This window comes from Glycomyces sp. NPDC046736, from assembly GCF_040645615.1.
In the GTDB taxonomy this organism is placed as follows: Bacteria; Actinomycetota; Actinomycetes; order Mycobacteriales; family Micromonosporaceae; genus Glycomyces.
The window spans coordinates 262,048-285,298 of sequence record NZ_JBEYYO010000003.1 but is presented as its reverse complement, the minus strand read 5'-3'; the positions used below and the strand labels follow the sequence as shown (position 1 = coordinate 285,298).

18 protein-coding genes are annotated in these 23,251 nt (G+C 69.7%); 11 read left to right on the top strand and 7 right to left on the bottom strand.

Annotated features, from left to right (window positions below; translation table 11 throughout):
* The first annotated feature begins 133 nt into the window (after window positions 1–133).
* The gene (locus tag AB0B28_RS05025) at window positions 134–640 is read left to right on the top strand and encodes a tRNA adenosine deaminase-associated protein (RefSeq protein WP_360116663.1); all 507 of its coding nucleotides are present in this window, start codon (window positions 134–136) and stop codon (window positions 638–640) included.
* Window positions 641–888: 248 nt separating this feature from the next.
* Window positions 889–1,299, top strand: a complete 411-nt coding sequence (locus AB0B28_RS05020) for a nucleoside deaminase (RefSeq protein ID WP_360116937.1) — start codon at window positions 889–891, stop codon at window positions 1,297–1,299.
* A 143-nt stretch (window positions 1,300–1,442) separates the two neighbouring features.
* On the opposite strand, the gene AB0B28_RS05015 is transcribed toward AB0B28_RS05020, so the two are convergent.
* From AB0B28_RS05015 to AB0B28_RS04990, 6 genes are all read right to left on the bottom strand, one after another.
* Window positions 1,443–3,590: a (Fe-S)-binding protein gene (locus AB0B28_RS05015; protein WP_360116660.1), complete on the bottom strand. Its 2,148-nt coding sequence runs from the start codon at window positions 3,588–3,590 to the stop codon at window positions 1,443–1,445.
* A 141-nt stretch (window positions 3,591–3,731) separates the two neighbouring features.
* Window positions 3,732–4,808 carry a LacI family DNA-binding transcriptional regulator gene (locus AB0B28_RS05010; protein ID WP_360116657.1) on the bottom strand — a complete coding sequence of 359 codons (1,077 nt, stop codon included), beginning with the start codon at window positions 4,806–4,808 and terminating at the stop codon, window positions 3,732–3,734.
* Between the two features lie 31 nt (window positions 4,809–4,839).
* Window positions 4,840–6,261: a GH1 family beta-glucosidase gene (locus AB0B28_RS05005; RefSeq protein WP_360116654.1), complete on the bottom strand. Its 1,422-nt coding sequence runs from the start codon at window positions 6,259–6,261 to the stop codon at window positions 4,840–4,842.
* Window positions 6,261–7,187, bottom strand: a complete 927-nt coding sequence (locus AB0B28_RS05000) for a carbohydrate ABC transporter permease (protein ID WP_360116651.1) — start codon at window positions 7,185–7,187, stop codon at window positions 6,261–6,263. Before AB0B28_RS05000 ends, AB0B28_RS05005 begins: the two co-directional genes overlap by 1 nt.
* Window positions 7,184–8,125 carry a sugar ABC transporter permease gene (locus AB0B28_RS04995; protein WP_360116648.1) on the bottom strand — a complete coding sequence of 314 codons (942 nt, stop codon included), beginning with the start codon at window positions 8,123–8,125 and terminating at the stop codon, window positions 7,184–7,186. Before AB0B28_RS04995 ends, AB0B28_RS05000 begins: the two co-directional genes overlap by 4 nt.
* Window positions 8,126–8,469: 344 nt before the next feature.
* Window positions 8,470–9,807 carry an extracellular solute-binding protein gene (locus tag AB0B28_RS04990; protein ID WP_360116645.1) on the bottom strand — a complete coding sequence of 446 codons (1,338 nt, stop codon included), beginning with the start codon at window positions 9,805–9,807 and terminating at the stop codon, window positions 8,470–8,472.
* A 512-nt stretch (window positions 9,808–10,319) separates the two neighbouring features.
* Here AB0B28_RS04990 and AB0B28_RS04985 point away from each other — a divergent pair.
* Complete coding sequence (locus AB0B28_RS04985; RefSeq protein ID WP_360116642.1) at window positions 10,320–12,932, top strand: glycoside hydrolase family 48 protein; 2,613 nt, start codon at window positions 10,320–10,322, stop codon at window positions 12,930–12,932.
* A 235-nt stretch (window positions 12,933–13,167) separates the two neighbouring features.
* On the opposite strand, the gene AB0B28_RS04980 is transcribed toward AB0B28_RS04985, so the two are convergent.
* Window positions 13,168–13,704, bottom strand: coding sequence for a DUF1349 domain-containing protein (locus AB0B28_RS04980; protein ID WP_360116639.1), 537 nt, complete (start codon window positions 13,702–13,704; stop codon window positions 13,168–13,170).
* A gap of 453 nt (window positions 13,705–14,157) precedes the next feature.
* Between AB0B28_RS04980 and AB0B28_RS04975 the strand changes: the two genes are divergently transcribed.
* From AB0B28_RS04975 to AB0B28_RS04940, 8 genes are all read left to right on the top strand, one after another.
* Complete coding sequence (locus tag AB0B28_RS04975) at window positions 14,158–14,598, top strand: hypothetical protein (RefSeq protein ID WP_360116636.1); 441 nt, start codon at window positions 14,158–14,160, stop codon at window positions 14,596–14,598.
* A 202-nt stretch (window positions 14,599–14,800) separates the two neighbouring features.
* Entirely contained in the window at window positions 14,801–16,636 is a 1,836-nt protein-coding gene (dnaK, locus tag AB0B28_RS04970; protein ID WP_360116633.1) for a molecular chaperone DnaK, read from the top strand.
* The gene (grpE, locus tag AB0B28_RS04965) at window positions 16,633–17,388 is read left to right on the top strand and encodes a nucleotide exchange factor GrpE (RefSeq protein ID WP_360116630.1); all 756 of its coding nucleotides are present in this window, start codon (window positions 16,633–16,635) and stop codon (window positions 17,386–17,388) included. Before dnaK ends, grpE begins: the two co-directional genes overlap by 4 nt.
* Before the next feature lie 72 nt (window positions 17,389–17,460).
* On the top strand, window positions 17,461–18,606 hold the full coding sequence (dnaJ, locus tag AB0B28_RS04960; RefSeq protein WP_360116627.1) for a molecular chaperone DnaJ: 1,146 nt from the start codon (window positions 17,461–17,463) through the stop codon (window positions 18,604–18,606).
* A 55-nt stretch (window positions 18,607–18,661) separates the two neighbouring features.
* Complete coding sequence (locus AB0B28_RS04955; RefSeq protein WP_360116624.1) at window positions 18,662–19,066, top strand: helix-turn-helix transcriptional regulator; 405 nt, start codon at window positions 18,662–18,664, stop codon at window positions 19,064–19,066.
* 122 nt (window positions 19,067–19,188) lie between these two features.
* Window positions 19,189–20,556 carry a hemolysin family protein gene (locus tag AB0B28_RS04950; protein ID WP_360116621.1) on the top strand — a complete coding sequence of 456 codons (1,368 nt, stop codon included), beginning with the start codon at window positions 19,189–19,191 and terminating at the stop codon, window positions 20,554–20,556.
* On the top strand, window positions 20,553–21,572 hold the full coding sequence (locus AB0B28_RS04945; protein WP_360116618.1) for a hemolysin family protein: 1,020 nt from the start codon (window positions 20,553–20,555) through the stop codon (window positions 21,570–21,572). Before AB0B28_RS04950 ends, AB0B28_RS04945 begins: the two co-directional genes overlap by 4 nt.
* 159 nt (window positions 21,573–21,731) lie before the next feature.
* Window positions 21,732–23,087, top strand: coding sequence for a cell division protein DivIVA (locus AB0B28_RS04940; RefSeq protein ID WP_360116615.1), 1,356 nt, complete (start codon window positions 21,732–21,734; stop codon window positions 23,085–23,087).
* Window positions 23,088–23,251 lie beyond the last annotated feature (164 nt).

The window sequence follows — 23,251 nt, the reverse complement described above, 5'->3', positions numbered from 1 at the left end:
TGTATCTTTTGCTGACCGGCGATTGGATCCTGTGGTTACATCGACCACGGGCCGCCGCATCCTTCATTAGGTCGTACTGAACGGCTGCCCGCTCGGGCCGCAGGTTCCATTGATGAGAAGACGGGGACGGATCGTGTCGTATTTCGCTGTGGCTGTGGGCCGCGAGGGCGACGAGTGGGAGGCCGCCGAGGTCGACCTCGACGCTGTTGCCGACGTCGAGGACGCGGCCGAGGTCATGCGTGAGGCTTTCCCTGACGCCGACCTGACGCTGCTGTTCGTCGACGCCGACGACGAGTACCTGACGGTGATGCGCCTCGACAAGGGCGACGACCTGCGCACCTTCGGCTCCGACGCCGAGTACGCGTCGCAGTCGCGCCTGGGCGAGGCCCTGCTGGGCGACCTCGAGCCCGAGGACACCGAGGAGATCGACACCGAGGACGAGGAGTCGATCTCCGCGCGCCCGACCGAGCTCGACGCCGAGCCGGTGGGCGAGGCGGACCTGCTCGGCGACCTGGGCGTCCCCGGTTCGACGCTGCTGGCCTTGTGCGCCAAGGAGGGCATGATGCCCTCCGACGTGGTCGCCGAGGTCGCGAAGTCCCTCGGTTTCACCGAAGCCCTGGAAGACGCCACCGGAGCCTGAACGCCCCCATGACGTCCCGCCGCGAGGTCCACGAGCAGCGAATGCGCCGCGCCCTCCAGGTGGCCCGCACCGCTACCGACCTCCCGGCACCCCCCGATCGGCCAGGCCCCCCGGCACCCGAGGCCGCCCAAGACGAACGAGCAGCCGCCCCGAAAGGGGCGGCGACCGATGCTTCCCGCGCGCGGGACGAACCCGCCGGTCCCGTGCCGGGCAACGGAAGCGGCGAACGCGCCGCTGCGCGGACGGGCCTGCCCGCGGGAGGCCGCGAGCGGGCGGACCTCCCGGTCGGGGCGGTCGTCTACGACGCCGAGGGCCGCGAACTCGCGGCCGCGGCCAATGCCCGTGAGGCCCTGGGCGACCCGACCGCCCACGCCGAGATCCTCGCCCTCCGCGAGGCCGCCGCCGTCCACGGTGACGGCTGGCGGCTCGAAGGCTGCACGCTCGTGGTCACCCTGGAGCCGTGCACGATGTGCGCGGGCGCGGCCGTGCTCGCCCGTGTGGGTGAAATCGTCTTCGGCGCTTGGGAACCCAAGACCGGCGCGGTCGGCTCCCTATGGGACGTGGTCCGCGACCCCCGCCTCAACCACAACCCCGCCGTATACGGCGGCATCCTCGAACCCGAGTCGGCGGCGCTCCTTCGATCGCACTTCGGCCGCTAGCCCGCCGCCGTCACAGCCCCCGCGGCTTCCGGCGTTTCCCGGCCCTTGCCTTCAAAACGGACATGCGAAGGACCCCCGATGCCAAGGGTGGCACGGGGGTCCGACAGTGTCGCTTTGCGATCGTCGCTCTCGTTCGGCGCGGCCTATTCGCTCGCGGCGGCCTTCTCCGTTCGCTTCTCCTGGGTCCTGGCCAGGAGTTGGGCGATGTCGATGACCTCGACGTCCTCGCGGCCCGCGTCGTTGACGCCGTCGCGGAGCATCGTGGAGCAGAACGGGCAGCCCACGGCCACCGTGGACGCTCCGGTCGCGACCGCTTCGTCGGCCCGCTCGCGGTTGACGCGCTTGCCCAGCGGCTCCTCCAGCCACATGCGGGCGCCGCCGGCGCCGCAGCAGAAGGACTTCTCGTTGTTGCGCGGCATCTCGGTGACCTCGGCGAACGAGCCGAGCAGCTCGCGCGGGGGCGAGAAGATCCGGTTGTGGCGGCCCAGGTAGCAGGGGTCGTGGTAGGTGAGCTTGCCGTCGTGCTCCTCGACCGGGGTGATCTTCCCGGCGTTGACCAGATCGTTCAAGAGCTCGGTGTGGTGCACGACCTCGTACTTGCCGCCCAGGTCCTCGTACTCGTTGCCGATGGTGTTGAGGCAGTGCGGGCAGGTCGCCACGATCTTGACCGCGCCGACCTCGTTCAAGGTCTCCACGTTCTGCTCGGCCATCATCTGGAACATGAACTCGTGGCCGATGCGCCGCGCCGAGTCGCCGGTGCAGGTCTCGGCCTCGCCGAGCACCGCGAACTTGACCCCGGCGTCGTGCAGCAGCGTCGCGACCGCGCGAGAGGTCTTCTGCGCCTTGGGGTCGTACGCGCCCGCGCACCCGACCCAGTACAGGTACTCGAACTCGGTCTCGCCGTCGGCGATCGGGATCTCGAAGTCGAGGCCCTCGGCCCACTTGAGGCGGTGCGCGGGGTTCTCGCCCCAGGGGTTGCCCTTGTTCTCCAGGTTGCGCAGCATGGTCTGTGCCTCGGCCGGGAAGTCCGACTCGATCATGACCATGTTGCGGCGCAGGTCCAAGATGTGGTCGACGTGCTCGATGTCCACCGGGCACTGCTCGACGCACGCGCCGCAGGTGGTGCACGCCCACAGCACGTCGGGGTCGATCACCGAACCGATGATGTTGATCTTCTCGTGCGGGTCCTCGCCGCCGCGCTCCTTGGCGATGGCCGCGGCCTTGAGGTACGGCGCCTGCTCGTAGAGGTGGTCGCGCAGGTCGGTGACGAGCTTCTTGGGCGAGAGGGGCTTGCCGGTGTTCCAGGCCGGGCACTGCGACTGGCAGCGGCCGCACTCGGTGCAGGTCGAGAAGTCGAGCAGGCCCTTCCAGGAGAAGTCGGCGATGGTCGCGACCCCGAACGGGTCGGTCTCGGGGTCGGCCTTCTCGAAGTCGGCCGGTTCGCCGTCGACGAGCATCGGCTTGGCCGCGCCGAGGGAGACCGCGCCGTCGGCGTTGCGCTTGAAGTAGAGGTTGAAGAACGCGGTGACGCGGTGCCAGCCGATGCCCATCGTGGGGATCAGGGCCAGCATCAGGAAGAACGTCCAGGACACGAGGATGTCGAGCCCGGCGGCGATGGTGATGCCCGTCAGCAGCGCCTCGTCGGAGACGTCGCTGAGGCCCCCCGCGAACATCGAGGCGACCGGCGAGGTCCACTCGTGTTCGATCTTGCCGAGCGCGACCTGGAAGGTGCGGACCGACATGTGCAGCACCACGATCGAGAAGATCGTGGCCTCGATGTAGAAGCCCATCCACTGCCGCGAGCCCTCGAACCGCGACGAGGAGCGCCGCTGCCCGGCCTCGGAGGCGGTCCCTTCGGGGGCCACCTTGTGCGCGCGCGGCTGGCGGACGAGGCGCACCACGAACAGGGCCAGGATGCCCAGCCCGGTGAGCACGGTGAGGATCTCCGCGCCCAGCAGCCACGGCCCCCAGTGTCCGATGATCGGCAGGCCCCACTCAGGGTTGAGGACCTCGAAGTACGACTGCGCCAGCGCCGGGACCAGCAGGAAGAACCCGAAGAACACCGCCCAGTGCGCCAGCCCCACGCCCGTCCACTGCAACATCTTGGTGTGCAGCAGCGACTCGCGCAGCATGGTCTTGACCCGCTCGCCCCGATCGCCCTTGCGGGTCCGATCGGCTGCCCCGAGCCTGATCAGGTTGAACATGCTCAGCCCAGCGCGGACGAACAACCCGATCACGAGCGCGGTGTACGCGTACGCGATCACGGTCGTAACGATTTGGACGACTCCCATGGCGACCTCTCGACGTGCGGTGTTGCCGATCACGATACATGTTACTCACCAGTAGCCATCCTGTCGAACCGGTGTCGTAATCAACCCCACCATGCGCGAAAGGGCCCGGCTCTGAATGGAGCCGGGCCCTTTCGTTGTGTCTCAGGCGCTTTGGCGGACCACTATTCTCGTGCCGAGGATGGTGACGAGGGGGCCGGCCTCTTCTCCGCGGATTCGGCCGCACAGGAGGCGGGCCATTTCTCGGCCCATCGTTTCGGTCGGCTGGTGGACCGTGGTCAGGGGCGGTTCGGCGACTTCGGCCAAAGGGGAGTCGTCGAAGCCGACGAGGGCCAGGTCGCCCGGCACACTGATGCCCCGCTCGCGGGCCACGCGGAGCGTGGCGATCGCCAGAGGGTCGGAGTTGGCGAAGATCGCGTCGATCTCGCCGGCGGCGTCGAAGAGCTGGCGGGCCGCTTTGATGCCCGAGGCCTCGTCGAAGCCTTCGGCGACGGCCACGAGGTTCTCCTCGACGGGGAGGCGGTGGCCGCGCAGGCCGTCGCGGTAGCCGTTGAGGCGGTCCACGCCCACGGCCATGTCCTGCGGCCCGGCGATGATGCCGATCCGCTTGTGGCCGCGGTCGGCGAGGTACTCCACGGCCTGGCGCGCGCCCGAGCGATTGTCGCAGTCGACGTAGGCCACGGGCCGGAATCCGACGGGCGTACCGCACAGCACGATCGGGATCCCCGCGTCCTCGAGCCGCTCGGGCAGAGGGTCACCGGAGTGGCTGGAGACCATCATGACCCCGTCGACGTGCTGGCCCATGAGGTAGGACTCCAGGTCGGCCCGGTTGCCGTCGCGAGGCGCGAACGTGAGCATGAGCCGCATGTTCTCCTCGGCGAGCTGCTCGGTGATCCCGCGCAGCACCCCCGCGAAGAACGGCTCCGACCACAGCCACTCCTGCGACTCGGTGACGACCAGCGCCACCGTGTCCGTGCGCTGCGTGACGAGGGTCCTGGCCGCCTGGTTGGGGACGTACCCCAGCTCCTTGATCGCGGCCAGGACCGCCGCACGGGTGTCCTCGGCGACCTTCGGGGAGCCGTTGATGACGCGAGAGACCGTGCCCCGGCCGACGCCCGCGTGGCGCGCGACGGTGTCGAGCGTGGGGCGTCCGCCTGAGCGCCTGCGGCCCGCGCGCTCGGCGGCGCCGTCGCCCGCCGTCTCGGTTCGGGTCTCGGTCATCGTGCATCACCTCGGGCTTCGTCGCGTGGAACTATTCTGCCTCACGATTCGAACGCGCGCGTCGCACCAGGTCGCCGTACCAGAGCCCGGAGTCCTTGACGGTGCGCTCGCCGGTCTCGAAGTCGACGTACACCAGGCCGAAGCGCTTGGTGTAGCCCCAGGCCCACTCGAAGTTGTCGGCCAGCGACCAGGCGAAGTAGCCCACCAGCGGCACCCCGGCCGCGACCGCGTCGGCGCACGCGCCCAGGTGGCTCTGCACGTATTCGAGCCGGTCGAGGTCGTGGACCCGCCCGCCTTCGAGCTTGTCCTGGAACGCCGCCCCGTTCTCAGTCACGGCCACGGCGACCTCCGGGTAGTTCGCGTGCAGGCGCTTCAAGGTCTCGGTCAGGCCCTGCGGCTCGATCTCCCAGCCCATGTCGGTGACCGGCAGCCCGGCGGGCACGAACCCGATGTGCTCGTTGGCCGGCCAGGCCGAGCCCGCGCCGGTCGGGGCCGCCGACGCCGAGGTCGCGCCGCCGTTGCCGGTGACGTTGAAGCGGCTGTAGTAGTTCACCGAGAGCACCTCGACGGGCGCGTGGATCGTCTCCATGTCGCCTTCGAGCACGAACGAGAAGTCGGTGACGGCCTTGAAGTCTTCGACCACGTCCTCGGGGTAGGCCCCGCGCAGCGCCGCGTCGGTGAACCACCGGTTCTGGACGCCGTCGACGCGGCGGGCCGCGTCGAGGTCGCCGGGGTCGGCGCTGGCGGCGTGGACGGGGTAGAAGTTGAGCCCGATGCTCACGGTCGCCTCGGGGTCGGCGGCCTTGACCGCGCGCGCGGCCAGGCCGTGCCCGAGCATGAGGTGGTGGGCCGCGGCGATCGAGGAGGCCGGTTCGCGCCGCCCGGGCGCGTGCTCGCCCGAGGCGTAGCCCAGGAACGCCGAGCACCACGGTTCGTTGACGGTGATCCAATGCTTGACGCGGTCGCCGAGCGCCTCGTGCGCTATGCGCGCGAACTCGCCGAATCGCAGCGCGGTGGCCCGCTCGGGCCACCCGCCCGCGTCTTCGAGGGCCTGCGGGAGGTCCCAGTGGTAGAGGGTGATCCAGGGGGTGATGCCCTCGGCGAGCAGGGCGTCGACGAGGTCCGAGTAGTACTTCAGGCCCGCGTCGTTGACGCGGCCGTCGCCGTCGGGGCAGATCCGGGGCCACGACAGGGAGAACCGGTAGCTGTTGAGGCCGAGGGACTTGATCAGGGCCACGTCGCCGGCGATGTTGCGGTAGGAGTCGATCGCGGTGTCGCCGTTGGAGCCGTCGACCACCCGGCCCGGCTCGTTCACGAAACTGTCCCAGATCGACTTCCCGCGCCCGTCGGCGCCGGTCGAGCCCTCGACCTGGTAGGACGAGGTCGCCGCGCCCCATGCGAACGCGGCTGGGAATCGGGACGCCAGGGCGTCCCCTTCGTTTGGTGTGCTCATCACTTGCCGGAACCTTCCATGATGCCGTGGACGATCTGTCGCCCGAACACGACGAACAGGATCGCTATGGGAATGATCGAGATCAGGGTGCAGGTGAAGACCAGCGACATGTCCGCGGAGAACATGGCGGTCGAGGCCTGGCGGATCGCGAGCTGGATCGTGGGGTTCTGGTCGCTCAGCACCATGAACGGCCACAGGAACTCGTTCCAGTTCAGCATGAAGGTGAGCAGGCCGAGCACGACCATGGCCGGACGCAGCGCGGGCAGCACGATCCGCCACCAGATCCCGAAGGTGCTCGCGCCGTCGATGCGGGCGGCCTCGATGATCTCGTCGGGCACGGCCTGCTGGCAGTACTGGCGCATCAGGAAGATCCCGAACCCGTTGACCAGGAACGGCAGGATCACCGCTTGCAGGGTGTCGAGCCATTCGAGCTCGACCATGATCATGTACAGCGGCACGATGCCCAGCTGCTGGAGCGGCACCATCATGGAGAACAGGACGGTGCCCATGAGGATCTTGGAGCCGCGGAACTTCAGCTTGGCGAACGCGAACCCGCCGAGGGTCGAGATGAGCACGACCGAGAGCGTGACGGTCCCGGTGATGATGAACGAGTTGCGCAGCCCCAGCAGCAGGTCGGCTTCGGGGTGGGAGAACACGGCCCGGACGTGCTCGCCGAGGTTGCCGCCCGGCAGGAGCGCGGGCGGGAAGCCCGAGGCGTCGCTGGTGGTCCTGGAGGCGATGACGAGCATCCAGTACAGCGGGAACACCGACAACAGGGCCACGAAGCCGAGGCCGATGCGGGTCATCATGGTGGGCGCGAAGACCCCGTCGGTCTCGTGGCCCTTGTGCCGCTTCTTGCGAGGCGGCTTGGCTTTGGCGGCCTCAGGAGCCGGCGCGGTGGGGCGCGGGGCGGTGGCGGTGCTCATTTGTTCCCCTGGATGCGGTTGACGACGAGGAAGTTGATGGCCGCGACGACCCCGATGACCAGGAACAGCAGCCAGCCGGCGGCCGCGGCGATCCCGAAGTTGCCGTGGGTGCGCAGGATGTCGACCAGGACCATCGTGGTGGTCTGGAACTGGCCGTTCGAGCCGCCGCCGAGCTGCCCGGCGCCGGGCGCGAACATGAGCGGTTCGGCGAACAGCGTCATGCCGCCGACCGAGGAGACGAACACGGTGAAGATCAGGATGGGCTTGAGCTGGGGGACGGTGATCTTCCAGAACTGCTGGCGCGAGGAGGCGCCGTCGACGGTCGCGGCCTCGTAGAGGTTCTTGGGGATGGTCTGCATGGCGGCCAGGAAGATCAGCGCGTTGTAGCCCATCCAGCGCCAGTCCACCATGGACGAGATCGCGAACCAGGACTGGAGCCTGCCGCCCTGCCAGTTGACGCCTTCGAGGCCCATGAGCTCGAGCGCGCCGTTGACCATGCCGTACTCGTTGCCCCAGATGCGGGCGAAGATGACGCCGACGGCGATCACGGAGGTGACGATCGGCGCGAGGATGAGCATCCGCCACAGCAGCGGGCGCCTCAGGCGCTTGTTGAGCGCGTTGGCGACCATCAGGGCGCACACGATCTGCGGGACGGTGGCCATGACGAACATGCCGAGCGTGTTGACCACCGACCAGTTGAACCGGTCGTACGTGGTCAGCAGGAACGTGTAGTTGTCGAGGCCGACGAACGTGCGCTCGGGATTGCCGATCTTCCACTGGTGCATCGACGCGTACAGCGTGTAGCCCAAGGGGATGAGCCCGAAGACGGAGAAGAGGATGAAGTACGGGGACACGAGCGCGTAGGGCGCGGCCTTGACGTCGAATCGTGTCAACCGCTCGCGCCAGCTCAGTCGCGGTGCGGTGTTCTGGGTGGTCATGGGGCCTTCCTTGCGGGTAAGCGGCTCGCGAGCGCTGCCGGGACGGTGGCCGCCGGGCCGCCTGCGGGACTCGTGCGGACCGCCTGCGCCGAGGCTCCGGGTCCGCTGTGGACTTCGAGAGGGAGCCGGCCCGCCGCGGGTTGGGGCGCGGCGGGCCGACACGACGCGGCCGGAGGACCCGGGTCCTGGGGAGGTGCGCCGAACGAATGCCGGTGGTCGTTCGGCGCCGTGTCCTCACGGCGGCGCTGGATCCCGGCCCCGGTCCCCGGTCCGCAAGCACCGCTTGCGAACCGGGGACCGGCACTGCCGGATCGTCGGCCCGGGTCAGGCCCGGGCCGGTGGCGCTACAGGCCGGCGCCGGCCAGCTGGATCGCGTCCTCAGCGGCGGACTGGATGGCGCTGCGAGCGTCCTCCAGCGGCACCGAGCCGTCCACGATCCCGTTGATGGTCGTCTCGACCGCGCCCTTCACCGGCGGGTGGAAGTACGAGTACTCCAGGGCCTGGAAGGACTGGATCGAGGCGCTGAGGATCTGCCCGGTCGGGGCCCCGCTGAAGTACTCGCTGGAGGAGTCGGCGACGCGGGGGTCGGCCTGCGCGGCGGGCGAGGACGGGAAGTTGCCGACCGCCTCGAAGACCCGGATCTGCTGCTCGGGCTCGGTCAGCCAGGAGGCCAGCGCGGCGGCTTCCTCGGTGTGCTTGCCCGCGGCCGGGACTGCCAGGAACGAGCCGCCCCAGTTGCCGGCCACGCCGGGCGCGGCGGCCATGTCCCACTTGCCGGCGTTGTCCTCACCCGAGTTGGGCTCGATGACCGCGGTGGCCATCCAGCCCGGGCACGGGGTGACCGCGTAGCCGCCCTCGGCCATCGCGGCGAACCACTCCTCGCCCCAGGTCGGGAAGTTGCCGATCGCGCCCATCTCGGTGAGTTCGAGGACGAGGTCGAGCGATGCGGTCGCGGCCGCGGAGTCGAGGGTGAGGTTCCCGTCGTTGTCGACGTACATCTCGCCGTCGCCGGTGCCCGCGAACTGGCTCAAGAGCACGTTCTGGAGCTGGGTGCCGTTGTCGAGGAACGCGGTGCCGGTGTCGGCGTCGACGTACTGCTGGGCGAGGGCCTTGAAGCCGTCCCAGTCGGCCCAGGCCGCGGCGACCGAGTCGCGGTCGGCCGGGAGCCCGGCGGCCTCGAACAGGTCGGCGCGGTAGCACATGGCCATGCCGCCGATGTCGGTGCCCAGGCCCACGAGCTTGTCGTCGGGGGTGTGGCCGAGGTTCCAGGTGTTCTCGGTGTAGTCGGCCGAGCGGCTCTCGTACGCGCTCAGGTCGTACCACAGGTCGCCGTTCTGGAACAGCTGCGGCGTGGCCTGCTCGTCCATGGCCACGACGTCGCCGAAGCCCGATCCGGCGTCGAGCGCGGTCTCCAGGGCGGGGCGGTAGGCGTCGTCGAAGCCCACGCCGTCGCCTTCGAAGACCACGTCGATGTTCTCGTTCGCGGCCTCGTACTCGGCCTCGAAACCGGCCTGGACGTAGCCGAAGGTGTTGAACGTGGAGACGGTGAGGACGATCTTGCCGTCCTTGTTCAGGCCGTCGTCGCCGTCGTCACCGCCCGAGCAGGCGGAGGTGAGCGCGAGCGCTCCGGCGGCGGCGGCCGCGAGTGCCACCCTGCCGTGCTGTCGTTTGAGGAGATGCATCGTTGCCGGTTCCTTCCAGGCGCCTGGTCGGCGCCACGTGTGTGCAGAGGGGTTGCGAGGGATGGTGTTGGTGCGCAAGGGGGTTCGGATGCGGGCCGCCGTAAGTGCGCGGCGGCCCGCGGACTGAAACCGCCGAGGCGATCGCCCTTGGGAGCGATACCAGTAGCGTACGGGAGCGTGTTCCACGATGCAAGCCCGGATGTGAAGGTCGTTACTCGCTTGTTACCGCCCTCATCGGACGCTGGGAATCGAAGATCGCGGATCTATAACTATGACCTCGCGGGTACAAGCCGTTGAACTGGGAGAACGCCGCTAGCCCGCGATCCTTCCGCGTCGAAACGATTAAATTCAGAGTTGTCAATGTATTGACATTTCGGGACGCATCTTGGGAGCATGACTTGGGAGCGCTTCCGCTTCGTGGTCCGTTTCGTTCCACTCGTGCGATTCGGCAAGCGAGTACCCGGCATGAGCGCTCCCACGAAACCGGACATACCACTCTCAGGAGCAGCCAAATGGATCTCGACAATCTGGCCCCGCCGCGGCCCAGGCGCCGATGGCGCCGGACCGCGGCGGTGACGCTGCCGGTGGCCCTCGTGGGCACCTTCGCGGCGGTGGCCGCACCCCAGGCCTTCGCCGCGCAGTACTGCGGCGGGGTCGACTACAACGTCGTCTCGACCTGGGGCGGCGGCTTCCAGGCCAACGTCGTCCTCACCGGCGGCGACGCCGGACTGAGCGGCTGGGACATCGAATGGGACTTCCCCTCGGGCACCCAGGTCACCAGCGCGTGGAACGTGGACTGGAGCCAGAGCGGGGCCCGCTTCTCCGGCTCTGACGTGGGCTGGAACGGCTCGATCTCCTCGGGCCAGTCCCGGGAGGTCTTCGGCTTCATCGCTTCGGGCTCGGCCACCGCGCCGACCGGGATCACCGTCAACGGCGAGTCCTGCGACGGCTCCGAGGAGCCGGTCGAGGCCGCCCTCACCGTCTCGCGCGCGAACGTCGTGGTCGACGCGGGCGCCACCGCCTCGGTCGACGTCGGGTTCTCCTCGGCGATCGAATCGGCCACCACCGTCACCACCACCCGCACCTCGGGTTCGACCGACATCACCGTCTCGGCCGGTGACTCGCTCGCGTTCGCCGCCGGCGACTCGGCCGCCCGCCCGGTCGTCTTCAGCGCCGCCGAGGGCGCCGAGCCGGGCGCTTCGGCCACCTTCACGGTCGCCGCTCCCGGCTTCGACTCGCTCGACGTGGCCGTCACGGTCGCCGACCTGGGCGAGGTCACGCTGAACGAGGAGCGCTTCCTCACCCTGTACGACCAGCTCACCGGCTCCGACTCGCCGTATCTGCACGAGACGGGCGTCCCCTACCACTCGGTGGAGGAGCTCATCGTCGAGGCGCCGGACTACGGCCACGAGACCACGTCGGAGGCCTTGAGCTACCTGATGTGGCTCGAAGCGGCCTACGGCCAGGTCACCGGTGACTGGAGCGGGTACAACAACGCCTGGGACGTGACCGAGCAGTACGCGATCCCGGACCTGAACCCGACCAACTACGACCCGAGCTCCCCGGCCTCGTACGCCCCGGAGTCCGACTCGGTCACCGACTACCCGACGCAGATCGACTTCGACGCCCCGGTCGGCGTCGACCCGCTGGGGGCCGAGCTGCGCTCGACCTACGGCTCGAACCAGATCTACGGCATGCACTGGATCCTGGACGTGGACAACGCCTACGGCTTCGGCGAGTGCGGCGACGGGACCACCGAGCCCGCCTACATGAACACGTTCCAGCGCGGCTCGCAGGAGTCGACGTGGGAGACGGTCGCGCACCCCTCGTGCGAGACCTTCGACTTCGGCGGCCCGAACGGCTTCCTGGACCTGTTCGTGGGTGACGAGCAGTACTCGCAGCAGCAGCGGTACACCAACGCCCCCGACGCCGACGCGCGCGCCGTGCAGGTCGCGTGGATGGCGCAGCAGTGGGCCGAGGAGCAGGGCCAGGCGTCGGCGATCTCCGGGTCGCTCGACAACGCGTCCAAGATGGGCGACTTCCTGCGGTACGCGATGGCCGACAAGTACTTCAAGCAGATCGCCGGCGACTGCATCGGCATCGAGAACTGCGCCAACGGCACCGGCAAGGACTCGTTCCACTACCTCATGAGCTGGTACTACTCGTGGGGCGCGGGGATCAACGGCGACTGGTCGTACCGCATCGGCGGTTCCGGTGTCCACCAGGGCTACCAGAACGTCATGGCCGCCTACGCGCTCTCCGAGGGCGGCCTGGCGCCGGACTCGCCGACCGCGGCGGCCGACTGGGCGCAGAGCCTGGACGCGCAGCTGGACTTCCTGGAATGGCTCCAGGTCCCGGCCGGCGCGCAGGGCGCGGGCGCGATCGCGGGCGGCGCGACGAACAACTGGGGCGGCAACTACGGCACCCCGACGTCGTCGGCCGAGCACGAGGGCCTGTACTACGACGAGCAGCCCGTCTGGCACGACCCGCCGTCGAACCGCTGGTTCGGCTTCCAGGCCTGGGGCATGGACCGCACGGCCCAGCTCTGCCTGGAGACCGGCGACGCCCGTGCGTGCGACATCCTCGACGCCTGGGTCGACTGGGCGCTGTCCGAGAGCGAGATCACCGCGACCGGTTACAGCATCCCCGGTGACCTGGACTGGAGCGGCGAGCCCGGAGCGGGCCTGTCCGTCTCGGTGAGCTCGATGTCCGAGGACCCGGGTGTGGCGGGCGCGTTCGCGAAGATCCTGTCCTACCACGCGGCGGCCACCGGCGACACCGTCTCGCAAGAGGCGGCGTCGAACCTGCTGGACGTCCTGTGGGAGACCAACGACGGCATCGGCGTGACCCAGCCCGAGCAGCGCGCGGACTACTGCCGCTTCGGCGACGAGGTCTACATCCCGCAGGGCTGGACCGGCACCATGCCCAACGGCGACGTGTTGGAGAACGGGGTCACGTTCATCGAGACCCGGTCCTTCATGACCGAGTTCGACGGCTGGGACCAGGTCCAGGCCTACATCGACGGCGGTTGCACGGGCCCCGCGCCCGAGTTCAACTACCACCGGTACTGGCATCAGGTCGAGGTCGCCACGGCCTTCCAGACCTACGCGACGCTGTTCGAGTAGGAGCCTCCCGCGGCTCCCGGTCCGGCGCTTGATACGCCGGGAGGCGCGCGTCATGGAGAAAAGGCGCGGCCGGATGCTTTCGCATCCGGCCGCGCCGCTCGCGTTCTGGTGCCGCTCGTCGCTGAGCACACAGGTCGAATCCGCCCCGGCTGCGCCGGCCCACCGGCCTCGACCTCTATGCTCAGCGCTCTCCGGACCCCTTCGGCCGGGGCGCTGAACTTCCTTGCCGCACTTGCTACTCGACGTCGATGTCGAGGTCTTGCGCCGCGTCCCAGAAGGTCTCGGAGACCGGGTGGGGGCTGGCGATGCCCGCCAGAGCTGGCACGCCGCCGGGCAGATAGGTCGAGGCGATGGTGGTGTAGTCCAGGCCGTCCTCGGCGTGGGCGACGGACACGGTCCCGCCGGAGCGGATGAGCCGCAGCCAGATCTCGTCGGACTCGGTGTCGACAGGGGAGAGCGACCAGTCGGTGTGGCCGCGGGTGGTGACGGTGCTGACCAGGTGCTGCCCGCCGAGGTACTCGGCGCCGGTCTTGACCCAGTGGTCCTCGTCGACGCGGATGGTCAGCGAGGCTTCGGCGTGCTGGAGGCGGTGCTCGGGCCGGAACCGCATGGCGATCTCGCCGTCGCCGCGAAGCTCCAGCCCGTAGATGTAGACGTGGTCGCGCTGGGGGTCGGCCCCGGCGCTGCGGGTGAGGGTGGTCTTCGTTTCGAAGTAGGGCGTGATCAATCCACCGTCAACCGTCCATTGTACTTCTTCTGAAGGAGACTGCATGAACCAATGATGCCACACACGAAAAACGCGTCTTCTGACAAAACGGTCATCGTAACCCAAAGTTAATCGACTCTTCGGGTTAGTTACAAGGTTGAAACCCCAGCTCAACACCCTTCTGGTGCAAAGAGTGCGGTCTCGGTAACTCTGCTGTGAGAACGCAGCGCCAAACCTCAGGGGCCCCAGAAGTATTGCCCCTCAAGCCTTTACGGCCCAGTCTCCGAATCCCACGCTACCCCGCCCCCGCCATGACGAACAGTGGAAGCGCGCCTGAATTGCGGGCGAATCCTCGGCGACCGCCCGCCGCGCGTCGTCCACCCGTTCGATCGCGCGCGGTTTGGGCGGGTGTCGTCTAGGGTGCCCAGGGTGGGTGGCCGTGTCCTTCGGGGCGTTCGACCGTTAAACCGGAGGGAAGCGTACGGAGGGCACGGAAGTGAAGGCGAATGAGGAGATAGCGTGAGCATGCAGCATTCAGCGAGGCCGGCGTCGAATGACGTCGACGCGCCCGAAGGGGGGCGTGGGCTGCCGCGCCAGGATCGCAGTGCCCCGCCGCGCCGGTCGCGGCACACCGCCGACCCGGTCGCCGAGGCCGCCGCCGAGCAGGCCTCGATGGTCGTCCCCATCCCCGCCCGCGCCAGGCGCGCCCACCGCGAGGAGCCCTCCAAGCTGTTCTCCGTGGAGCAGCCCCCGCCGCTGGAGGCGCCCGCCGGGATCACCGAGATCACCGGGTGGGCCCTGGCCTCGGCGATGTGGCGCGACCACCTGCCCGAGCAGCTGCTCGGCATCGACTGCGCCTCGTGCAAGCAGGCCTGGCCGTGCGACACCTGGAAGATCGCCGACGACCTGCTCACCGAGTGCTGCGAGTTCGCGGGCGAAGTCCCCGCCGGAGTCCGCTAGGATCGGACAGAGTTGAGTCGACCCGACTCAACTTTAGTGTGGTTCGTCACAATCGCCGAGTTCTCCTTGACAGTCGGGAACACCCGACAGAACATTGAGTCTATCCGGCTCAACTTGGTTCGGGGTTCCCGCCCGGCCGCTTGAGGCAGAAAGTCATCTCCGCTATCTGGAGACCTCTGTTCGACTACGTCAGGAGATCAACATGGCACGTGCGGTCGGTATCGACCTCGGCACGACGAACTCCGTGGTCAGCGTCCTCGAAGGCGGGGAGGCCACGGTCATCACCAATGCCGAGGGGGCGAGGACCACCCCGTCCATCGTGGCCTTCGCCAAGAACGGCGAAGTGCTGGTCGGCGAAGTGGCCAAGCGCCAGGCGGTCACCAACCCCGACCGCACCATCCGTTCGGTCAAGCGCCACATGGGCACCGACTGGACCGTCGACATCGACGGCAAGTCGTACACCGCGCAGGAGATCAGCGCGCGCATCCTCATGAAGCTCAAGCGCGACGCCGAGGCCTACCTGGGCGAGAACGTGACCGACGCGGTCGTCACCGTCCCGGCCTACTTCTCCGACGCGCAGCGCACCGCCACGAAGGAGGCCGGTGAGATCGCCGGGCTCAACGTCCTGCGCGTCATCAACGAGCCCACCTCGGCCGCGCTGTCCTACGGCCTCGACAAGGGCGAGGAAGAGCAGACCATTCTGGTCTTCGACCTCGGCGGCGGCACCTTCGACGTGTCCCTGCTGGAGATCGCCGACGGCGTGATCCAGGTCAAGGCCACCTCGGGCGACAACCACCTCGGTGGTGACGACTGGGACGAGCGGGTCATCCAGCACCTGGTCAAGACCTTCAACGGCCAGTACGGCGTGGACCTGTCCAAGGACAAGATGGCCATGCAGCGCCTCAAGGAGGCCGCCGAGAAGGCCAAGATCGAGCTGTCGTCGGCGACCCAGACCTCGATCAACCTGCCCTACATCACCGCGGGCCCCGACGGCCCCCTGCACCTGGACGTGTCGCTCTCGCGCGCCGAGTTCGAGCAGATGACCTCCGACCTCCTCGACCGCTGCAAGAAGCCGTTCGAGCAGGCCGTCAAGGACGCCGGGATCAACGTCTCCGAGATCGACCACGTGCTGCTGGTGGGCGGCTCGACCCGCATGCCCGCCGTGTCCGACCTGGTCAAGCGCCTCATCGGGCGTGACGCGCACAAGGGCGTCAACCCTGACGAGGTCGTCGCGATCGGCGCCACCCTCCAGGCCGGAGTCCTCAAGGGCGAGGTCAAGGACGTGCTGCTCCTCGACGTCACCCCGCTGAGCCTGGGCATCGAGACCAAGGGCGGGATCTTCACCAAGCTCATCGAGCGCAACACCACGATCCCGACCAAGCGCTCCGAGGTCTTCACCACCGCTGACGACAACCAGCCCTCGGTGCTCATCCAGGTCTTCCAGGGCGAGCGGGAGATCGCGGCCTACAACAAGAAGCTCGGCACCTTCGAGCTCACCGGCCTGCCCCCGGCGCCCCGCGGCGTCCCGCAGGTCGAGGTCACCTTCGACATCGACGCCAACGGCATCGTGAACGTCTCGGCGAAGGACTCCGCCACCGGCAAGGCCCAGTCCATGACCATCTCGGGCGGCTCCAGCCTCGGCAAGGACGACATCCAGCGGATGATGTCCGAGGCCGAGGAGCACGCCGAGGAGGACCGGCAGCGCAAGGAGGAGGCCGAGACCCGCAACATGGGCGAGTCCCTGGTCTACCAGACCGAGAAGCTGCTCGCCGAGTCCGGCGACAAGGTCCCCGAGGAGCTCAAGGGCCGCATGAACGAGGCCACCGCCACCCTCAAGGGCGCTCTGGGCGGCAGCGACATCGAGGCCATCAAGAACGCCACCGAGGAGCTGTCCAAGGTCAGCCAGGAGGCCGGCCAGGCGATGTACGCGGCCGCGCAGTCCGATCAGGCCACCCCGCCGCCGGCCGGCGGCGAGGCCCCCGGCGCCGACGACGTCGTCGACGCCGAGATCGTCGACGAGGACAAGGACCAGAAGTGAGCGAGGGCGCGGGCCAAGAGGAGCAGCACCCGCCGGAGCCGGAAGGCTCGGGCGGGGACGGCGACGACGAGTTGACCGTCGACGACATCCTGGGCGCCGCTTCCGATGACGGCCAGGCCGCCGACGACGCGGTCACCGTCCTCCAGGCGACGCTCGAGGAGCGGACCCGAGACCTGCAACGCATCACCGCGGAGTTCCAGAACTACCGCAAGCGCGTCGAGCGCGACAAGGCCCGCTCCGGTGAGCTGGCCACGGCCGCGGTGCTGCAATCGCTGCTGCCGGTGCTCGACGACCTGGACCGCGCCCGCAGCCACGGGGACCTCAACGGCCCCTTCGGCTCGGTCGCGGAGCAGTTGCTCAACGCTTTGGCGAAGCACGGTCTGGAGTCCTTCGGCGAGAAGGGCGACCGGTTCGACCCGCAGATCCACGAGGCCGTGGCGCACATGCAGATGCCCGACGTGGACGGCCCGACCTGCATCGACGTGATGCGTTCGGGCTACCTCCTCGGCGAGAAGCTGCTGCGCCCGGCGCTGGTCGCGGTGGCCGAACCGCTCGACGAGCCGCCCGCCGCCGAGCCCGAGGCCGAACCCGAGGAGGCCCCCGAGGCCGAGCCGGTCGAAGCCGAGGCGCCGGAGGAGCCCGAAGCGGCCGACGAGCCCGAACCGGCCGAATCGGAGTCCACTGAGGACACCGCCGAGGCTGAAGACGAGCCCGAAGGCGACCAGGACAAGGGCAAGAAAAAGAAGAAGTAGCGCGTCGTGGGCCCGCCGCTGCGGCGGCGGGCCCCGGCGACCCCCGGCCCGATCGGTTCCGAAGGAGGCGCTGTGGCATCGCAAGAGTGGCTTGAGAAGGACTTCTACGCCGTGCTCGGCGTGCCTCAGGACTCGTCCAAGAAGGACATCGAGAAGGCCTACCGCAAGCTCGCCCGCGAGCTGCACCCCGACCACAACCCCGACCCCGACGCCGAGGAGCGCTTCAAGGGCGTCTCGGAGGCCTACTCGGTCCTCCACGACGACAAGTCCCGCTCCGAGTACGACCAGATCCAGCTGATGAAGTCCGGCCGAGGCGGATTCGGCGGCATGCACAGTGGCGGCATGCGGGGCGGCGCCCACGCGGCCCCCGGCGGCATCAACCTCGAAGACCTCTTCGGCGGATCCGGGGGCTCCGGCGGGTTCTCCGACCTGTTCGGCGACATCTTCTCCCGCGGCTCGGGCCGCCGCACCTCCGCGCAGCGCGGGGGCGACCTGCGCACCCATATCACCCTCGACTTCGCCGACGCGGTGCAGGGCACCACCACCGACATCCGCATGCGGGCCCCCGGCGAGTGCGAGACCTGCCACGGCTCGGGCGCCAAGCCCGGCACGGCACCCACCACCTGCCCCAAGTGCAACGGCCGCGGCCTGGTCACCGAGAACCAGGGCGCGTTCAGCTTCGCCCAGCCCTGCCCCGACTGCGAGGGCACCGGCACCGTGGTCACCGACCCGTGCCCCGACTGCGGCGGCACCGGCGCCACCACCAAGGAACGCGTCATCACCGTCCGGGTCCCGGCCGGGATCGGCGACGGCCAGTCGATCCGCCTGGCCGGTCGCGGATCGCCCGGCGAGAAGGGCGGCCCCGCGGGCGACCTGCTCGTGCGCGTCACCGTCCGCGCCCACCCGCTGTTCGCCCGCGACGGCGACAACGTCACCCTTCGCCTCCCCGTGTCCTTCCCCGAGGCCGCACTCGGCGCGAAGGTCAAGGTCCCCACCCTCGACGGCCCGGTGACCCTGCGCATCCCCGAAGGGACCCCGACCGGCCGCGTCCTGCGCGTCAAGGGCCGCGGCGTCCCCGGCAAGGGCGACCTGCTGGTCACCGTCGACGTCGAGGTCCCCGCCTCCCTCAGCGACGAGGCCAAAGCGGCCCTGGAGCAGTACGCCGCCGCCGCCCCGCCCGCCGACCGCGCCAGACTGGAACAGCTCACCGGCCAATGACGTTGCACGAGTGGAACGGCACCGGCCCACCCACGACCGAGCGAAGGAGGGAACCGTGACCCCCGACGACATCGACTTCGACGCCAAGATCCTCGCGATCTCCGCCGCCGCCGAGATGGCCGGCATGCACCCGCAGACCCTGCGCCAGTACGACCGGATCGGCCTGGTCGAACCGGCCCGCACCCCCGGGGGCGGGCGCCGCTACTCGGTGCGCGACGTCACCCGCCTGCGCGAGGTCCAGCGCCTGAGCCAGGACGAGGGCGTCAACCTCGCCGGGATCAAACGCATCATGGACCTCGAACGCGAAGTCCACGCCGTCAGGGCCGAGGCCGCCGCCCGCATCGAGGGCCTCGCCGAGGAGCTCCACCGCACCCGCGTCCAGCTCGCCGAGCTGCGCGCGATGGCCGGCCCGTTCGCCCGCTCGACCGACATCGTCCTATGGCGAGGCGAACAAGGATGACCGCTTGCCTTTCGCGCGCGCGCCGTTAAGATCGGGCCCATGCGACGAAAACGACGACGAACCCGAAGTCCGCAGCCCCGCTGCGGGCGCCTTGTATCGGAGCCTTCCGAAAGGCTTGAGCCGTGCTCATAGCCATCGGATTGTTCATCATCTTGGCGGTGACCGCAGCCACGGGCTTCTTCGTGGCGCTTGAATTCGCCTACACCGCCGTCGACCGGTCCAAACTGGAAGACCTCGCGGCCGGGCCCGATCCCAAACGGGCCGCCAGGGCCCGCCGGGCCCTCAAAATCTGCACGAGCCTCTCGTTCGCGCTCTCGGGCGCGCAGCTCGGCATCACCGTCACCGCCCTGTTCGTGGGCTTCTTCGCCGAGCCCTACCTCGGCCAGGGCCTCGCCGACCTCCTCGGCCTCGCCGGAGTCCCGGCCGCCGTGTCGGTCACCGTGGGCGTCACCATCGCGTTCCTGTTCGCGAACGTGGTCCAGATGATCCTCGGCGAGCTCGGCCCCAAGAACCTCGCGATCGCCCGCACCGAATGGCTCGCGCTCGCGCTGGCCGCGCCCACGAGCGCCTACCTGACGGTGTGCGGGCCGCTCATCCGCTTCTTCGACACCGCCTCGACACGGCTGCTGCGGCTCCTGGGCATCCACGCGGTCGAAGAGCTCGACAACAACGCCACCGCCGAGGACCTCCACCGCATCATCGACCTCTCGCGTGACGAGGGCTCGCTCGACGAGGAGCTCTCCGAGCTGCTCGACCGCGGCCTGGACTTCTCCGACACCGTCGCCGAGCAGGCGATGACCCCCCGCGTCAACGTGCACACCCTCCCCGCCGAGGCGACCGTGGACGAGGCGGTCGCCGCTCTGGCCGGCGGGCACTCCCGCTTCCCGGTCGTCGGCGACGACGTGGACGACCTGCGCGGCGTGGTCGGCATCGGCCAGATCATCGCCGTGCCCCGCACCGAGCGCGGCACGGTCCGACTCTCCGCGATCGCCGACCCCGCGCTGCTGGTCCCGGCCTCGCTGCCGCTGCCGACGCTCTTGGAGGAGATGCGCGGCAGCCACCGCCAGCTCGCGTGCGTGGTCGACGAGTTCGGCGGCTTCGCCGGGATCGTCACCCTCGAAGACCTCGCCGAGGAACTGGTGGGGGAGATCCGCGACGAGCAGGACCGCTTCGAGGCCGTCCCGGTCTCGCTCGCGGGCGGCGGCTGGCTCATCCCCGGCCGCTGGCGCGTGGACGAGGTCGCCGACGCCACGGGCGTGCAACTGCCCGAAGGCGAGCACTATGAGACCATCGCGGGCCTGGTCATGGCCGAGCTGGGCCGCGTGGCCCACCCAGGCGACGCCGTCGAGGTCGACACCGTCCCCGGTTTCGAGGACGAGGAGAGCGAGTCCAGCGCCGCCCCGCGCGTGCGCCTGGTGGTCGTCTCGTGCGCCCGCCATGTGCCCCAAGCGGTCGAGCTGCGGCCCCAGGTGAGCGAGGTCGAAGCGTGAGCACCGGTCCCGCACTCCTGATCTCCGTGCTTCTGCTGATCGCGAACGCGTTCTTCGTGGCCGCCGAGTTCGCGCTGGTCGCGTCCCGGCCCCACCGCCTCGAACAGGACGGCTCGCGCGCGGCCCGCGCCGCGTTGCGCGGCACCAAGAACCTCTCGATCATGCTCGCGGGCGCGCAGCTGGGCATCACCGCCTGCACCGTGGGCCTGGGCGCCCTGGCCGAACCGGCCCTGGCGCACGCGATCGAGGTCCCGCTCCAGGCGGTGGGCCTGGAGGCCGCCGCGCATCCGATCGCGTTCGCGATCGCGCTGATCATCGTGGTGTTCCTGCACATGGTCGTGGGCGAGATGATGCCCAAGTCCTGGGCCATCACCCACCCCGAGACCTCGGCGATGGCGCTGATCTGGCCGTTCACCGCCTACGTGTGGCTGACCAAGCCGATCCTGCTGGGCCTCAACCAGGGCGCGAACGCGATCTTGCGGATGTTCAACGTCGAGCCGGCCGACGAGAAGGCCCAGGCCCATTCGCCCGAGGAGCTGCGGTACCTGCTGCGCTCTTCGGCCGAGGCGGGCATGCTCGGCGAGCCGGAGCACCGGATGCTCACGCACGCCATCGAAGTGCAGCGCCGCGGGGTCGGCGAGGTCGCGATCCCGTGGGCCGAGGTCGTCACGATCGGGGCCGACGCCGACGCGGCCTGCGCCGAGGACCGCAGCCGCGCCACCGGCCGCTCGCGTCTGGTCGTGGTCGACGCCGAGGAGCGGCCCGTGGGCCTGGTCCACGTGCGCGAGGCCGTCCAGGCCGCACCGCGCGTGCCGGTGACCGACCTGGCCGCGGCTCCGCTGCTGGTCACCGAGGACACCACCGTGGCCGCCGCCGTCGCGCTCATGCGCCGCCAGCGGTCCCAGCTCGCGCTGGTCACCGGGGCGGACCGCGAGGTCACCGGCCTGGTCGCGATGGAGGACCTCCTCGAAGAGATCATGGGCGACTTCGAGGACGAGACCGACAGGGCTCTTTGAGGTAGCGCCACAACGAGTCAGGGCCCCGGCATCGCCGGGGCCCTGCCTCGTCCTGGACGAAATCGTCACGACACGCGGCCCGGGCGTGTTCGTCGCCGATTTCGGGCCCTTCAGGCGTGATCATGATTCATCAACCGTTTCCTGTGACTCTGGAAGACCATGTCGAAATTCTTCGAGGAAACCGGGCCCGAATTCGCCGTCTCGATGCGCGGCTACGACCGCAATCAGGTCGACGATTTCGCCTCCCGGCTGTACCAGAACATCAAAACCCACGAGCAGCACCGCGACGAGGCCCAGCGCACGCTGGATGCGGCCGAGCAGCAGTTGCGTCGCGCAGAGGAGCGCATCAGCGTCCTGGAACGCCATGTGGCCGACCGGGCCACGCAGATCGCCGAGGCCGAGCAGCCGACCCTGGCCGGGCTCGGATCGCGCGTCGAGAAGATCCTGCGGGCCGCCGAGCAGGACGCGGGCGTCCAGAAGGCCGACGCGAAGCGCCAGGCCGCCGCGATGCTCACCGAGGCCCGGGCCGAGGCCGAGTCGATGATGCGCACCGCCCAGGCCGAGGCCGCCGAGATCACCGCGACCACCGAGCAGGACGTGGCCGAGATCCGCACCCGCGCGGTGGGCGAGACCACTGAACTGCGTGAGAACACCCGCCGCAACCGCGATCTGGCCGTGGCCGACGCCCACCGGGAGGTCCAGACCGCGCAGAGCCAGGCCCGCTCCGACGTCGAGAAGACCCGTTCGCAGGCCGGTCGCGAGATCGCGGTCGAACGGGCCACCGCCGAACGCGAGGTCACCGAGCTGCGGGCGCTGGCCGCGCGCGAGGCCGACGAGCAGCGCGGCGCCGCCCAGCGCCTCCTCGCCGAGGCCGCCGAGCACCGCAAGCGGCGCACCCAGGAACTGGCTCTGGCCGAGGCCGACCGGCGCGAGCGGGCCCAGAAGGAGGAGGCCGACCGCCACCAGCAGGCCATCGCGACCGCGCAGCGGATCGTGTCCGAGGCCGAGGACCGGCTCGCGCTCGCCGAGGAGCGCGCGCGCTCGGCCGAGAACCGGGCCCTGGAGCGCCGCGAGGAGGCCGAGCAGCACGCCAAGGACGCCGTGCACCGGGCCGCCGAGCAGGTCAAGACCATCAGCGCCGAGGCCGAGAAGGAGTCCGCGCGCCTGCGGCGCAGCGCCGAGGAGCGCGCCGCCGAGCTGGTCCAGCCGCTGGCCGAGGAGGTCGCGGCCCTGACCCGTCAAAGGGACAGCGCCGGGTCGAACCTCACCGACCTGCGCCGCCAGCTGGGCCTGGTCTCCGGCGACGACGAGCCGACGCTGTCGCAGTCGTCCTCGCCCGCCCCGTCGATGTCGTTCAGCGGGCTCTTCGAGTCGGCCTCGTTCGAGTCCCCTTCATTCGAGTCGGCGTCGTTCGAGGCGGCGTCGCTGGAGTCGGACCCGCCCCCGGTGGTCATCAACAAGCAGCGCGAGCCCTCCGACTCCGACCGCACCCAGCAGTTGCCGGTGGTCCGGTAGGCCGAACCGAGCACCCAACCGAACAGCAGCGGGCCGCAGGGCCCGAGCCGCGCGCCGCGGTCAGCCGGGCGTCGGACGGAATCAGAGCCTTCTTGGAAATACAGGCAAACCGTTCGCCGCACTGGCCGACCGCGGCGCGGCCCTATATTATAAATAAACTGAAC